This window comes from Polynucleobacter sp. UK-Mo-2m-Kol15 (assembly GCF_018881505.1).
Taxonomy (GTDB): domain Bacteria; phylum Pseudomonadota; class Gammaproteobacteria; order Burkholderiales; family Burkholderiaceae; genus Polynucleobacter.
In genome coordinates this window covers 640,197-655,300 of sequence record NZ_JACVQC010000001.1, presented here as the reverse complement: position 1 = coordinate 655,300, position 15,104 = coordinate 640,197, and the positions used below count along the sequence as shown (strand labels likewise).

Here is a 15,104-nt window from a genome sequence, read left to right as displayed (position 1 = left end):
TTACACACAATCTCTGATTAATCAGCATCAACCACATATTAAAAGTTGATGCTGATTCAAACTACTTACTAATCTAATTGTAGATTAAGTGTTTTAGCAACCGCAGCCCATTTCTTATTTTCGACCTGCATAAATGAGATAAATGAAGCCTGCGTTAGCGGATCTGGAATGACGCCTAATTTTTCAAATCTGGAAATGACTTCCGGATCACGTAGCGCTGCAGTTGTCGCCTTATTCAAAGCATCCTCAATTGCTGGCGGAAGATTTGCAGGCCCAAACAATCCAAACCATCCTTGTGCGCTAAAGTTTGGATAACCAGATTCCGCAATTGTTGGCACATTAGGTGCTGCTGCTGCTCTTTGGGGACCAGTGGTTGCAATAATCTTTACTCGTCCGCTAGACATATTTCCCATAGCAGAAACTAAGGATGTTTCAAACGAAAGATTAATAATATTTGCAAGCAAGTCTTGCAGTGCGGGTGCTGCACCCTTGTAGGGAACATGCAGAAGACTGATACCCGCCTGCTGAGCAAACATTTCTGCAGTTAAATGGGGAATAGATCCGTTACCAACACTTGCATAACTTACTTTACCTGGATTCTCTTTTGCATAAACAACTAACTCTTTAACAGTATTGTAGGGAGTGCTAGAGTTTGCTAGGATTGCGCCATCTGTTCTCACCACGTTAGTGATCGGTGTGAAGTCTTTTTCTGGGTTAAAACCTAGATTCTTGGTGATATGTGGTGCTATTGACATTGCACTCACCGTCAAAATGCCTAAGGTGTAGCCATCCGGCTTTGAGCGAGCCAGAGCAAGCGTTCCAATATTACCGCCAGCACCAGCTTTATTTTCAACTACAACCGGTTGCTTAAGGTATTTTGTTAAATTTTTTGCAACCTCACGACCCACCACATCAGTGACACCTCCAGCTGGGAAAGGAATAATTAAAGTGATGGGTTTATTTGGATAATCAGATTGAGCAAAGACGGCTCCCGTCATACCAATCAGACCAATGAGGAAAAAAATACTGCGGCGCTTAAAGTTCATGATGTCTCCTATTTATTATCTATTTTGAATTAACAGCTTGATGGAATCAGGATAATCTTTCCAAAGTTTTTAGCTTCTTGCATATATTCATGTGCTAGGGCTGCTTCAGCCAAAGGAAATGACTTATCAATTACTGGGACAATTTTTTTACTTTCAAGATCACTCAACCAGCGAGCTTGAAATCGATTTGTCATATTACGTTTTTCCTGAAGTGAGACCGATTTCATAACCGTTCCCTCAATGCGTAATCGTCTCTGCAATAACAGATCCATTGGTAGGGTACCTGATCTCTCTCCCTGCATACCAATTTGGATAATTCTTCCACCAATATTGAGAGAGCGAATATTACGTTCAAGATAGTCTCCGCCCATAATATCGATGATTACATCAACACCTCCACCAGGTACTTTTCCAGCAATGATTTCACGAAAATCTTCACTCGCATAATCAATTGCAAGATGAACCCCCAGATTACGTAGTCGATCTATTTTTGCGCCACTACTTGTTGTGATTACCATGCCCGCACCTGATTGCAGAGCCATCTGTACGAGCGCGCAGCCAACACCACCACCAGCCCCATGGATTAAAACTGTTTCACCCTCAGAAAAACTTCCCAGATGAAGCAAGGCTTGATGTGCCGTGACAAAGGACTCGGTCACACCCGCAGCTTCAATATCTGACATATTCGAGGGTATGAGAGTAGCCATACCCGCATCGATTCTGGCATATTGTGCATAGGCCCCACCCCCAACAATCCCCATAACCCGATCACCAATCTTAAAGCCCGATACTTCTGTTCCAAGATCAACTACCACGCCAGCTATTTCGAGTCCTAGCAAAGGTGAATCCCCAAATGTTGGATTCTTGCCGTACTTTCCTTGGCGTTGATTGAGATCTGCTCGATTAACTCCCAGAGCTTTGACCTGAACAAGCAAGTCCGCCTCTCTCAGTTTGGGTAACTCAATTTGCACACTAGATAAGACTGATGGTGGACCAAAATCTTGATAGTCAATCGCCTGCATAGTTGATGGAAGCATATCTAAATCAGACCTGACTTATAAACTTAGTGGTAAGGTAACTTTGAATGCCCTCTGCACCACCCTCAGATCCCTGGCCGCTATCCTTAATTCCACCGAAGGGTAATTCACAGACAATCATTTGAGTATGGTTAATGCCAATCATCCCTGCCTCTAATTCATTACCCAATCTAACGGCTGTACGCGCCGATTCAGTAAATGCATAGGCAGCCAAACCGTAAGGCAATCGGTTAGCTTCAGCAATAGCCTGCTCAATCGAGTCAAATGGCAAAACTACCGCTATGGGACCAAAGGGCTCCTCATGCATCACTAGTGATTGTGGTTCAACATCAGCAAGAATGGTCGGCTCCCAAAATAATCCTGGTCGCGAGATCCGCTCGCCACCAGCCATAATGCGAGCTCCCCTCAGCTTTGCATCTGCAATCATTTCTTCGATTGCTTTAATACGACGTTCATTTGATAGCGGCCCCACTTGAGTCTGTGAATCCATTCCATCCCCCACCTTGAGGGCGCGGGTAGCCTGAACAAACTTCTCCAAAAATACCTCATAGACACTACGTTGCACCAAGATACGAGTCGGAGATAAACAGATCTGCCCCGTTCCTCTAAATTTACCTGCCGCTAAAATTTGCGCAGTTTTTTCTAAGTCCGCATCAGCACAGACAATCACAGGGGCGTGGCCACCCAGCTCAAGCGTAATAGGCTTCAGGGCCTCTCCGGCCATCGCGGAAAGGTGTCGACCGACAGGTACTGAACCAGTAAATGAAACTTTACGAATCACTGGGGACTTAATTAGAAATTCTGAGATTTCAGCTGGATTACCAAAGAGTACATTTAAAACGCCGGCCGGTAATCCCGCATCTTGTAGAGCGCGAGCAATCTCGACAGCGGTTGCAGGACACTCTTCCCCAGGCTTAATAATGATTGAGCAGCCTGCAGCAAGTGCAGCACCAATTTTACGAGAAGGGGTAATCGCTGGAAAGTTCCATGGCGCAAATGCAGCCACCGGTCCAATGGGCTCTTTCTTAACCAACTGCTGAACTGCCAAGTTTCTCGAGGGAATAATGCGCCCATAGACCCGACGCCCCTCCTCAGCAAACCACTCAAAGTAGTCAGCAGAACTTCCTAATTCATACCTTGCTTCAAACAGTGGCTTACCTTGCTCTAAAGTCAAAGTTTGAGCAATTTTCTCAGTACGCTCACGCAAAATAGCTGCAGCCTTACGCAAGACCTTGGCTCTCTCATAGGCCGGTGTATTACGCCAGACATGAAACCCTTTTTGCGTTGATTCAATCGCGCGATCCAAATCTGCAGTGGTGGCATGGGGAACTTGTCCGATGACCTCGCCTGTTGCCGGGTTAATTACTGGAGAGGAGGTTCGATCTTTTGCCGAAATCCATTCACCATCAATCAGCAGGGAGATTTCAGAATAACTTACTTTTAAAGTCACGTTTTGGCCTTGAATACTAGATTAAAAATACTATGTTTTTTTAAATAATAAAACCTAATAATAGCTAGATTTTGCCAAGTAGTTTTTATTTTTCAATGAATCGTCACATTTTCTAGCGCCATATTCCCAGACTCTAAAAGAGGCCTTAGCAGACTCCACCTCCTCTTTAATTAGCAAAACGATGGAGCCCTGTACTCAAGGTCAAATAAAGGCTAATATTTACCAATCCAAAACAAGGAATAACAGACATCATGAGAATTTTAATTTATGGTTCCGGGGCGATTGGCAGCAATATAGGCGGCTTACTGACTGAGTCTGGAGAAGATGTCACTTTGCTGGCCAGGGGTCCACAATTAGCGGCATTACGTAACCATGGATTAATTATTGAAGCGGCTAATCAGCCGCCACACATCATTCCAGTGAAAGCGCTTCCCGCTAATGAAATTCAGGGGCAATTCGATGTCATATTCGTCACCCTGAAATCGATGCAAATTGAAGCTGCAGCCAAAGATATTATGGCTCGCCTTACCAAAGGCGGTGCCCTAGTGATGATACAAAATGGTTTACCTTGGTGGTATTTCGATGGAATTCCCTCAACATATCAAGATGTCAATATCCCGTGTCTTGACCCTAGCGGAAACCTTAAGAAACTGATTCCACTTGACTGCATTATTGGAGGCGTCATATTCAAACCCGTTGTGCAGTTAGAGCCAGGTCGCATCCTCATCAGCGATGCTGTACCCTCAAAACTCTTCCTCGGCGAGGTAAATAATACCGTTACACCGCGAATTGAAAAAATTGTAGCAATGGTGAACAAGGCTGGATTACCTACATTTGCCTCCAATGATATTCGCCTAGATAAGTGGCGAAAGCTCATGATTAATATGGTCTGGAATTCCCTCTGTGGGATAACTCAATCTGCGCCTGGCTTTATTGCGGCTAGTCCACTTGCTGCCGATATGGTACGGAAATTAATTAATGAAGGAAATGCAGTGCTATCAAGCCTTGGAATTGATGTCAAAGTCGATCCTGATGCAGATCTAAAGCGGGTGAAGGATCTTCTTACCCAACAACCATCGATGCTGCAAGACATTCGATCCGGCAGATCAATTGAAGTCGATGCGATTGTGAACTCAGTGATTGAAATTGCTGATATTACAGGTGTTCAAGTTCCAACTCTCAGAACAATTGCTGGCATCTTAGATGTGATTAATCAAACCCTCATACGCGAACAGAAAGCAATTGGTCCGATAGCTAGAAACTAAGCATCAACAGATTTAAATTCACTTTTTACTAATTAAAAGCGGTATCAGGCAAATAACTTACGCTGGTCAATTCCAAATATATCAGCCAACCAATCAATCATGATCTCTTGACCTAAGGTTGGGTTGTCATGTTGACAATGCTCTGCACCAGTCTCTTCTGCAGAAGTAAGACGCAAGGTCACATTAACCCCTTTTGATTTAGCATAATCATGAACCAACTGCACTGTCTCGACACCCAAGACATCATGTCCACCATGCAAGACTAGGTATGGGCATTTCATGTGATCTAAGACGCCTTCTAATTTAAAGTTCTTTGCCTTGACTACTGCTTCAGCCATATTATTAGCGCCAATCACCCATTTCATATGTCCTGCAAGGGCGTGACCTTCACCACGATCAGCAAACCGTTTTTCTATATCCCAAATGGCACCGTGAGAAATACAGGCAGCTAAGCGGTGCTCCATTGAACCAGCCCTAGCAGCATAGTAACCACCCATACTTGAGCCACTAACTGCAATCCGCTTAGGGTCTACATCAGGGCGCTTTTCTAACCAATCAATGCATTTTCCAACGGGAACTTCATAGTCGTACCTCGAAACTATGCCTTGGCGTCTTAATGCACCACCTTGACCAGGACCATCAACCAAAAGAACGGCAATGCCTCGTTGAACAGCGCCTCGACCCGTCATAAACCATAACTCATCCTTAAATGAATCTAACCCACCAAAGGAAATTAATACTGGCTGCTGCTCTCCGCCCACAGGAGATTTGATGAAATATGCTGGCAATGTTTTTCCATCCTCGTATGGAATTTCTACAACTTCGCCTGGCAAATACTTCAACCACTTGTGGGAGGCATTTTCGCATTTTGTAAAAGTGGGTAGCCTTCTTGGATCGTTAGCATCCAACCAAAACTCTGCTGAACGGTAGTATTCAGTAGCCCTTAGCCAACAATTCATGGCAGTCTGAATATGACCCTGCTTCTCAGCCTCATCACCTTTTAGATCATTTCGGTCTGCAACCTTTAACCACTCTTCATGCCAGCTATTCAAATCCCCTGGAATCATCCTGCTGGCAGCTTGAAAACATTCACTGACTGCGCCGCCACCCTCTTGAGTTTCGCCCAGGGTTCGCCTGAACTGATAAGACATAAAAAAATGATCAGGCCAATGATGCCAACCAAAGGGTTCGTACTTTCCAGGTGTTCCAGTAGTCATAAAAATTCACTTATATTGAGGTTCAAAACTGCAAGCAATGCAAATCTAATTCATAAAGCCCATACAGATTGCATTTAAATTTTTGGGAATCGTCTTGCAGCCCAGTACACCGTTCCTTCTGGGCCATACTTCTCAGAGTGAGGCGTATCTGAATCCATCGTAAAAGTATCGCCAACTCGCAAATGCTGAGTTCCGTCAGCACGGGTAAGCCACATCTCACCTTGCATCACAACAGCATGGACAGCAAATTCATGTGTATGTGTGTGGCTTATTGAGTTTGCTATCCACTCACGAATGACAACACCCTCATATCCATCAGCTTTTGTTTTCTCCGTAAACTCTTCCAATGTATATAAGGGCATTTGCACTCCACCATCCTTCATAAAAGAAACTTTTACCAAATTAACGAGGCTCGTAGCCAATCTCTTTAACTAACTTACCATAGCGCTCATAATCCGCCTTCAGTACTCGATCATAGTATTCTGGCGGTTCTGAAATGACTTCCAATCCGTAAGACTTAAGCTTCTCGAGCACTTCGGGAGAATTCATTGCTCGATTAATCTCAACGTTAAGCTTTTGTACGACATCCTTACTCATCCCTGCAGGCCCTGAATATCCAAACCAACCATTCGAAGTCCAGCTTGGAACAGTCTCCGATACTGTTGGAGTATTTGGCCACTCGGGAACTTTTGTTTTATTTGTGATCGCGAGTAAACGGATTGCTCCAGAGCGAATATGCGGCGCGGGACCGCTCACTCCATCGACAGAAGCCATCACCTGACCACCAATCATATCCGTCACAATCTGCGCAGTGCCTTTATAGGGTACGTGCGTAAATGTAAAGCCTGCATTTTTAGCGAGGCTTTCAAAAACAAGATGCGGAAATCCTCCCTCACCATTTGAAGCCACCGTCATCTTCCCTGGATTAGCCTTAGCCCACTCAACCATTTGAGGAAAGGTTTTAAATGGCGCTTGATTGCCTGCCGTGATGACCTGATAATTTAAGGTAGACAGGGCAATGGAACTGAAGTCAGTGAGGGGGTTATAAGATACGTTTTTATTAGTATGCGGTAACACCACCATATTGCCGCCCTGCGAAGCAACGATCGTGTATCCATCAGGCTTAGATTTAGCCACAAAATCCATCCCTACTATGCCTGACCCACCAGGCTTGTTCTCAACAACAATCGCTTGGCCCAAAGTTTCCTGCAATTTAGGAGCAATCAAACGCGTCATGATGTCTGTAGTATTACCAGGTGGAAACGGAATGATAATTTTGATTGGCCGATTGGGATATGGCCCAGTTTGCGCGCAGGCAAATTGACTAAACAGGCCAATAAATAAGGCCAACACTGTAACCGATGAATACTTTTTCAAACAATAGTTCATAAAGCCTCCCTCACCTTGTTAAAAATTATTTTTTCTTTGGAATAACCGGCACTAACAATCTTGCCTGATGCTTTGGACCCATGTGTAAAGTTACCTTGCCTCCAAAAATAGCTGGTGGTCGATCTTGCTCATCATCATGCGTGAACGGTCCGCAACCTTTCATAGGGTGCTTCATGTTGGATAACACAGCTGCTGCGTCATCATGCTCATAATCACGACCTCGGATCGAGAGGGCAATACTGTAGCCTTTGGGAACAACAATACAAGTAGGCCAAATCTCAACATCTAATTCATAAATCTCACCTGGGGTTAAGGGTTGTTTTTCGTCATGACTGTGCCAAGGACGATAAGGCAAGCTTTTCTTCTTGTCCAACTTGCGATGGGATGCTCTAAGCCAACCCTGCGCAATTGGAGTCTTTGGATCCAGCGCCCCATGAAATAAGACTTCCTTACCCTTGGGATCAAACACGCGCACGATAGCAAATATATCGGCATCGACAGTTGATGAAGAGATAAATAACTTCAGAGCCATTGGGCCAGTTAACTCAACCTCTTGAGTCTGTGGTGGGAAGGCAAATGTAACGCCATTACCCATCATGTCATATTGAATTTTTGCCTCTTGTTTTAAAGGCAATTGAGAAAATGTTTTCTGGTTGGGATCAAGATATAAAGGGGTCCATTGAGTCCTCTTCAGCGGCCATTCATTTTCATTACGCAGGGTAAATTTCTCCCCAGGGCTTCTAACCAATAGAGAAACTGGCGGAGTTTTATTCCAGCCATTCTTTTTGCCTTTGAGATAAAAGTCAAAAAATTTCTTCTGCAAAGCAACGCCATAATCCGTATAAAAAGGCGCCCAATGTGAACCACCATGAACCTCCAACCACTTATTCTTAGACTTTGAACGCACAAAACCCTCAAAGTTGCCACGCGTATGAAGCCCCTGACCTCCCCAATTTGCAGCACTTAAAACCGGTATATCCACTTTATCCAAATTCGCGGTACGCTCCTCATACCAGTCACCGATCATCTCATTGTCCATGACGCGCTTCCAGACATCATCTACATTCTTACGCAGCTCAGCTTCAGGCAGAGTTTCTGGTCCGCAGACAGTTTCTCCAGTAACAGCACTTTTCTTGCCCCTGTCACCCACACCATGTTGAACTGTTTTGACTTGCATCTCCATCCAATTTTTTCTGAAGGAGCAGGCAATTCCACCATGACGACTTGATTCTCGGTAGTTATCATTCCAGCCTTCCCATACACAGATAGCTGCCAAATGTTTTGGTTTGCTTGCTGCAGCTCGCCATTGGTTACTTCCATAATAAGAAATACCATTCATACCAACGCGCCCGTTACTCCATTTTTGCTTAGCCGCCCATTCAATACACAAATGAATATCTTGAGTCTCGCGTGCATTGTTATGATCCATAAAACCTGGCGATCTCCCTGCTCCACGTGAGTCAATTCGGATACATACATAATCATCGGGAACCCATTTCTCCGGATCAACAACCTCCCAATTTTGGTATTTGTTGCTTGACCCCCGAATCACATCAGGATTTTCACGCTCCATAATTTCCCATGCAGTTTTATAGCCCTCCTGAAAGGCGAGGCCTTTTCCGTATGGGCCATAAGACAGAATTACAGGGAACTTGCCAGCTCTAGTGGGGCGGAAAATATCAGCCCGCAAAACAAGGCCATCGTCCATCACGATAGGCATATCCCAATCAATATGCATACCATCCCTAATTTCTGATTTTAGTGCGTCCATCTTTGTCTCCTGCAGGTGGGTTTTTATTATGAAATAAATATATATGTTTTTAAGAAAGTTGCATAGCAAAATTTGATGCTAACCTAATAAACTTAAAAACAGTAACTTATCCCTACAACAGGAGTCTTTGCAGATGGACTTATTGATAGAAGAATTAAGCACTCAAGAGCGGTATAAATTTTTATCAGCTGTAGTTATTCCAAGGCCTGTAGCGCTTGTAACCAGCAAAGATCAAAGTGGTTTATGTAATGCTGCCCCCTTCAGTTTTTTTAATGTCTTCTCCGAGGATCCTGCGATTGCAATATTAGGAATTGGAGCAAAGTCAAACGGAGGGTCTAAGGACACACTTCAAAACATAAGGGATACAAAAGAATTCGTTATCAATATGGTTGATTCTTCAATTATTGGCGCAATGCATATTGCCTCCGCTGAACTTCCATCAAATGAAAGTGAAATTGATTACGCTGGCGTTACCCTGGTGGATAGCAAGACTGTTGGTGTACAAAGAATTGCTGAAGCACCTGCCTGTCTAGAGTGCGAACTATTTCAGATTATTGATTTAACTGAAAGAAGAGCGCTAGTTCTTGGAAGAATAAAATCGATTCATATTAAAGATGAGCTCCTAGACCCAATTACCAAGCGGATCATTCCAGAAAAATACTCTCCGATAGCTCGCCTTTTTGGCGATCATTATGCTTGGCTAGGTGAGCGATATACCAAAGCGATACCCAGTGTGGAAGAGATCCATAGCTTGGGTCTAAGGGCCGGAGAAATCAAAACTGACTCCTAATGAATGACCGATTAACTCAAAGCAATATATCTCTACCCACTTTCCTGCACTTGCTAAACCTCTCCCCCACCATGGATCTGACTTTGGAGCACACTCCTGCAGATTCGGTGGGCATGCAAAAATCCGGAATAGATAAAAAGAGTTTTAATTCATTTACTTAGGAGGGAATAATCGGCAAAAGAATGTAGGAATTCATTGCTCCACCCGCATAAAAGGTATGAATCGCCTCTTCATTATAGTCAGCGTGAAAATGAGTAAAGTTTCCACTGCCGGCGCTATCTTGAGCATGAATGTCAACTCGCAATTGGTGGCCTTTTTTCAAAACAATACAGGTAGAAATAATTTCAATCTGACATTCCACGGGAACATCAGGTTCTAGCCATAATCTTTCATTGTGAGCATGGTAAGGGCGATACGGCAATGATTTCTGTGGGTCTAGCTTACGATGTGAAGCTCGTAGCCATCCCTTGGTGAGCACAACTGGTTGTCCCTGTTGCCCAAGCTCAAACACCTCTTTTCCATCTGGATCAATGTTGCGCAAAGTAACCATTACATCCATGTCTTCGGCTGTACTCGAGACCCAAAGATTAGCCATGAGCGGGCCTGTAATTTCAGTATCGTATGCCATTGGATCGGTAACAAAGGAAATTCCGGATCTTCCAATTCCAGGCGCAGAAGATCCAGAACCAATACCAGCCTTATTTGGATTACTGCCGCTATAACTAATTTGACGAGCGGTTGTTACTTGCTCGGTGACTAAGCGACCCTCCGCATGCTCCTCATCAGGAGAGCGCTCATTCTCAATGCTGAAATACATCTTCGTCCATTGCGTTCTAGCTAAAGGCCACTCATTTTCAAAACGGAATGCATAGGGCTTTTTACTGCCACCAGTTCGAATCTCCAATTTAATCGGGGGTTCATCCATGATGCCGTTCTGCATCCCTTTGAGCCAATAATCAAAGAAACGCAATTGATCCACTTTTCCCTCATTCGAGTGAAATGGGCGGAAATGATCTCCAGTATGAATGCGTAATTTTTTATGTTTAGAGGCTGCACATAAGTAGGCTTCGGTATTACCTCGCAAATGTAATCCCCATCCACCCCAATTTCCCACTGTATAGACGGGTACCTTAATTTGATCCCAGCGGGCACTACACATACGCCACCATTCCGAGTCTAAATCATGGCTTAAATATTGCCAAAGCATATCTGGAGAGAATGAATCTGGATTGTATTTTCTGGTACGTCCAAGCAAATGGCGTGCCATATGCTGATTAATCCAGTTACCCAAAAATCCCATTGAAAAAATGCCGCCATGATAGGCCTGATCACGATACTGATCTGCGCGACCCTCCCAAGGAATGATGGCTTTTAGAGATGGAGGGTTCAGATTGGCTAAGCGCCATTGGCAGGCAGCATGATAAGAGATGCCCAATGTACCAAGATTTCCGGAGCACCACTCTTGCTTTGCCAACCACTCAATACAGTCATAAAAATCTACACTTTCTTGATACGAACTAGGCTCACATCGACCCGGAGACTTGCCAGTACCACGCGAATCAATACGCACACAAACATAGCCACGTGGAACCCACCACATCGGATTGGCGGCCTCCCAGTTCATATAAGGATTAGCTTCTTCCTCCAGATCGCTTGGTGGAATCCATAGCTTATCTTTGTTATAGACAGTGATGTTAGCAATAGCGGGAAATTTTTCCGTTGCTGAATCTGGACGAAAAATATCTGCATACAAATAGCCGCCATCGCGTAAAGGAATTTTTACATCCTTCTCAACGATCATGCCGTGATCTATCGGCTGCGAGATGGCAGCTGTAGTTGTACTCATATTGTCTCCAGAACTTTTTTTGTTATTGGCTATTTAAATTAATTGAGCTACTTTTATAGGTTCGCTCTACTTTAGATTTTTAATAAGTCTATCTTCAAACCAATTCCACATATCCGCTACTACCAAAGTTAAGTAGTCGCGTTGACAATGTTGCGAGCCACCCTCCTCCGCGGTATAAACCCTCAGAGTTTTATCTTTTGATCCACAGGCGTCATATTGTTTTTGGGCATCACTCAATGGAATTTGCTCATCCTCAGCACCGTGTACCAACAGGAAAGGACATTCCATTTTTTGCATCACGCCATCAAGATTGAATGGCTTGAGTGTTTCAAGTGCTTGATCTAAGGTATCAACCCCAAGAATCCAATTGATGTGATGTCCAGGCACAGATAAAGAAAGCTTAAATTGAGCGTCAATACGCTTCTTCCACGTTTCGTAATAATCCCATTGTGCGCCCCACGCAATACAGGCAGCCCAGCGATGATCCATTGCAGCACAACGTGGCGCATAGTAGCCACCTAGACTAATGGCCACAATGCCTATTCTCTTGGGATCAACGTCTTTGCGAGTTTCTAGATAATCTAAACAAGCACTTCCAGCAACTTCATAGTCATGACGCAAATAATGATTACGGAAACGAATGGCCTCACCTGTTCCAGGACCATCCATAACCAATACTGAAAATCCACGTTTAATTAAATCTGGAACGCCGCGCATAAACTGGATTTCTTTGGTTACATCTAAACCATCAAAGTACACGACACAAGGAGATTTTTCAGCAATTTTTTTCTGAGGATGTACAAAGTATCCAGGCAAACTACCATCGACAAAAGGAATTTCGACAATCTCAATCTCGTAATCGCTTAGCTTGATAAATTGATGGAATGCATCGATACCACGCTGGTATACATCAAGTGCCTTTTTATCTTTAGGAGTACGAAATCGCTCAGCCATATGATAGTAATTTGCTGCTCGCTGGTAAGCATGGGCAGCTGAAGTATTGTTGCCCTCCTTAGCCCAGCGGTCTGCGTATTCAGAAACACCATCTGCAACTTCAGTGCAAGCATTAAACCAAGCCTCATCGTCATCCCCGGCTTTGCCTTTTAGCTTGACACCAATCTTGTGTAGTTCACCAATTTCTGATCCGCCATAAGGGGCGGCACTCAACATATTGATAAATGCCGCTGACCAGCGATAGTTATCCGGGAAGTACATAAAATATGGGGGATCTTTTTTCTCTGCCATGATGATTTCCTTATATTTTGATTTTGACAATCAGCAAATAACTATGCTCTATTCTTTAATATCAGCCTGCTTAGCGATTTTGGCCCACTTTTCAGTCTCTAAAAGAATGAAGTTAGCAAACTCTTCTGGGGTGAAATTGCTAGGCTCAAATCCTTGTGAGATAAAAAGCTGTTGATTCTCCTTGGATGCCAATTGCTTACTCAAAACAGAATGAAGTTTGTCAATAATGGCACTTGGAGTGCCTGCAGGTGCAAGCAATCCATTCCAGTTATAACTCTGGAACCCGGGTAATCCTTGCTCAGCAATTGTTGGAATTTCTGGGGCCAAAGCATTACGCTTATCTGCAGTAAGGCCAATCGTCTTAATCTTGCCTTGCTTTAACAAGGGAATGCAGTTTGCGAGCTGTATTTGGGCCAATTGGATATGACCGGCAATTAAATCATTTTGAAATTGCGCCGCCCCTTTGTAGGGGATGTGGTTAATCTTAATACCTGCTTGTGTAGCAAATAATTCAATGGATAAATGCCCAACTGTTCCAACTCCGGGAGAACCATAGTTCACCTTACCGGGATTAGCATTCACATATGCAACGAATTCTTTTACATTGTTAGCGGGGACACTCGGATGAACACTTAGGCAGCTTGCAGTGCGCGCAATCAACATAATGGGAGCGAGATCCTTGCTGGTTTGATAAGGCATATTGGCTTTCACACCAGGCGCTACAGTAAGTGGTCCTGGATTACCTGCAAGCAAGGTATAGCCATCGGCCGGACTTTTCACAACTGACTCAACTCCAGGAACACCTCCACCGCCTACTCGATTTTCAACAATGTAGGTTTGCCCAAGCACCATATTTAATTGCTGGGCTGCCCAGCGCGCCTGCACATCAGTTGGGCCACCCGCAACAAAAGGAACAATAATTTTGGTTGTGCGATTCGGATAATTTTGCGCAACACATAATGAACTCCACGCATATAACGCAATAAAAAAGTTGAACACAAAGAATCTATTTTTGATATTCATATTCTTACCCTCTTTTTTAGTAGCTACTGTTGAGAAATATTCGCTGTTTTAAACAATTGCGCTTGTAATTCAATATCCTGAGTTACAAACTTTGAAAATTCGGCTGAACTTGATCCAACCGGCATAATGCCTAAATCATCAAATTGTTTTTTCATGTCAGGTTCACTAAGCACTCTAGCTAAGGCTTGTTGTACTTTATCTACAATTAGCTTTGGGGTGCCAGCTGGATAAAATAATCCAGACCAGCCAAAAACTTGATCAACCCCCTTGACGCCAGCCTCTGTGAAGGTTGGCACATTAGGAATCGCTGGTGACCTGGCAGTACCGCTAATAGCAATCCCTTTCACAATATTCTCTTTAATTCCGTTTGCTGCAGTCGCTGTCGAGATATAAGTCATATCCACCTGGCGAGCAACCACCTCATTAAATGCGGGGCCCAGACCCTTATATGGCACATGCAAAATGGAAAGGCCTGTTTGTACATTCAAAAGCTCGCCCACTAAATGCGAGGCATTACCATACCCACCTGAGCCATAACTAAGCTTGCCTGGATTGGCATTGCCATAAGCAATCAAATCTTTAAGAGAGTTTACCGGCAGGTCATTATTGACGACGAGCACCATCCCATAAGTACGATATACCTGACTAATAGGTGCAAAATCTTTGATCGGATCAAAAGGTAATTTTTTGTACAGCGCTGCATTAGCCGAAAAAGAGCCTGTCATGATTAACATGGTGTAGCCATCTGGGGCAGCCTTAGCCACATAGTCTGCACCAATTAAGCCATTTGCACCGGCCTTGTAATCAATAACAACTGGTGTTTTGAGTGCATCACTCAACTTCTGCCCCACTCGACGCGCAACGATATCAATTGGACCGCCAGCAGAAAATGGAACGATCATCCGGATCGGACGATCTGGCCATTGGCTCTGCTTATTTTGCGCATAGGCAACCTGAGCAATCAACAGCGCACTTAAAATGAACAAAGTTTTTCTACAAATAGCATATCTAAAAAATGAATTCAT

The 15,104-nt window shown here is 43.9% G+C and carries 13 protein-coding genes; 2 read left to right on the top strand and 11 right to left on the bottom strand.

The genetic code is table 11. From position 1 onward, the window contains the following. Window positions 1–68 precede the first annotated feature (68 nt). Genes ICN43_RS03500 through ICN43_RS03490 form a run of 3 tightly spaced genes read right to left on the bottom strand, consistent with a single transcriptional unit; the run spans window position 69 to window position 3,533 of the window. The gene (locus tag ICN43_RS03500; protein ID WP_216197221.1) at window positions 69–1,046 is read right to left on the bottom strand and encodes a tripartite tricarboxylate transporter substrate binding protein; all 978 of its coding nucleotides are present in this window, start codon (window positions 1,044–1,046) and stop codon (window positions 69–71) included. A 29-nt stretch (window positions 1,047–1,075) separates the two neighbouring features. Continuing rightward, on the bottom strand, window positions 1,076–2,083 hold the full coding sequence (locus ICN43_RS03495; protein WP_255533407.1) for an NAD(P)H-quinone oxidoreductase: 1,008 nt from the start codon (window positions 2,081–2,083) through the stop codon (window positions 1,076–1,078). Between the two features lie 7 nt (window positions 2,084–2,090). Further along, window positions 2,091–3,533, bottom strand: a complete 1,443-nt coding sequence (locus ICN43_RS03490; RefSeq protein WP_216197220.1) for an aldehyde dehydrogenase family protein — start codon at window positions 3,531–3,533, stop codon at window positions 2,091–2,093. 251 nt (window positions 3,534–3,784) lie between these two features. Between ICN43_RS03490 and ICN43_RS03485 the strand changes: the two genes are divergently transcribed. After that, window positions 3,785–4,798 (top strand): ketopantoate reductase family protein, encoded by a 1,014-nt coding sequence (locus tag ICN43_RS03485; RefSeq protein ID WP_216197219.1) that lies wholly within the window; start codon window positions 3,785–3,787, stop codon window positions 4,796–4,798. A 44-nt stretch (window positions 4,799–4,842) separates the two neighbouring features. Here ICN43_RS03485 and ICN43_RS03480 read toward each other — a convergent pair whose 3' ends face one another. The 4 genes from ICN43_RS03480 to ICN43_RS03465 all read right to left on the bottom strand — a co-directional run bounded on the left by ICN43_RS03480 (window position 4,843) and on the right by ICN43_RS03465 (window position 9,175). Then, on the bottom strand, window positions 4,843–6,015 hold the full coding sequence (locus ICN43_RS03480) for a S9 family peptidase (RefSeq protein WP_216197218.1): 1,173 nt from the start codon (window positions 6,013–6,015) through the stop codon (window positions 4,843–4,845). Window positions 6,016–6,089: 74 nt separating this feature from the next. Further along, on the bottom strand, window positions 6,090–6,377 hold the full coding sequence (locus tag ICN43_RS03475) for a cupin domain-containing protein (RefSeq protein WP_216197217.1): 288 nt from the start codon (window positions 6,375–6,377) through the stop codon (window positions 6,090–6,092). A 40-nt stretch (window positions 6,378–6,417) separates the two neighbouring features. Further along, a complete protein-coding gene (locus tag ICN43_RS03470) occupies window positions 6,418–7,404 on the bottom strand; it encodes a tripartite tricarboxylate transporter substrate binding protein (RefSeq protein ID WP_216197216.1) in 987 nt (328 codons plus the stop codon). A 25-nt stretch (window positions 7,405–7,429) separates the two neighbouring features. Then, window positions 7,430–9,175, bottom strand: a complete 1,746-nt coding sequence (locus ICN43_RS03465; protein WP_255533404.1) for a CocE/NonD family hydrolase — start codon at window positions 9,173–9,175, stop codon at window positions 7,430–7,432. 133 nt (window positions 9,176–9,308) lie between these two features. Here ICN43_RS03465 and ICN43_RS03460 point away from each other — a divergent pair, with 133 nt between their 5' ends. Continuing rightward, complete coding sequence (locus ICN43_RS03460; RefSeq protein ID WP_216197215.1) at window positions 9,309–9,965, top strand: flavin reductase family protein; 657 nt, start codon at window positions 9,309–9,311, stop codon at window positions 9,963–9,965. Between the two features lie 157 nt (window positions 9,966–10,122). On the opposite strand, the gene ICN43_RS03455 is transcribed toward ICN43_RS03460, so the two are convergent. The 4 genes from ICN43_RS03455 to ICN43_RS03440 form a co-directional block, all read right to left on the bottom strand. After that, window positions 10,123–11,811: a CocE/NonD family hydrolase gene (locus ICN43_RS03455; RefSeq protein WP_216197214.1), complete on the bottom strand. Its 1,689-nt coding sequence runs from the start codon at window positions 11,809–11,811 to the stop codon at window positions 10,123–10,125. Between the two features lie 66 nt (window positions 11,812–11,877). Next, window positions 11,878–13,056: a S9 family peptidase gene (locus tag ICN43_RS03450; protein WP_216197213.1), complete on the bottom strand. Its 1,179-nt coding sequence runs from the start codon at window positions 13,054–13,056 to the stop codon at window positions 11,878–11,880. Window positions 13,057–13,104: 48 nt separating this feature from the next. After that, on the bottom strand, window positions 13,105–14,079 hold the full coding sequence (locus ICN43_RS03445) for a tripartite tricarboxylate transporter substrate binding protein (RefSeq protein ID WP_216197212.1): 975 nt from the start codon (window positions 14,077–14,079) through the stop codon (window positions 13,105–13,107). A gap of 23 nt (window positions 14,080–14,102) precedes the next feature. Next, window positions 14,103–15,065: a tripartite tricarboxylate transporter substrate binding protein gene (locus tag ICN43_RS03440; RefSeq protein WP_216197211.1), complete on the bottom strand. Its 963-nt coding sequence runs from the start codon at window positions 15,063–15,065 to the stop codon at window positions 14,103–14,105. Window positions 15,066–15,104: the final 39 nt, after the last annotated feature.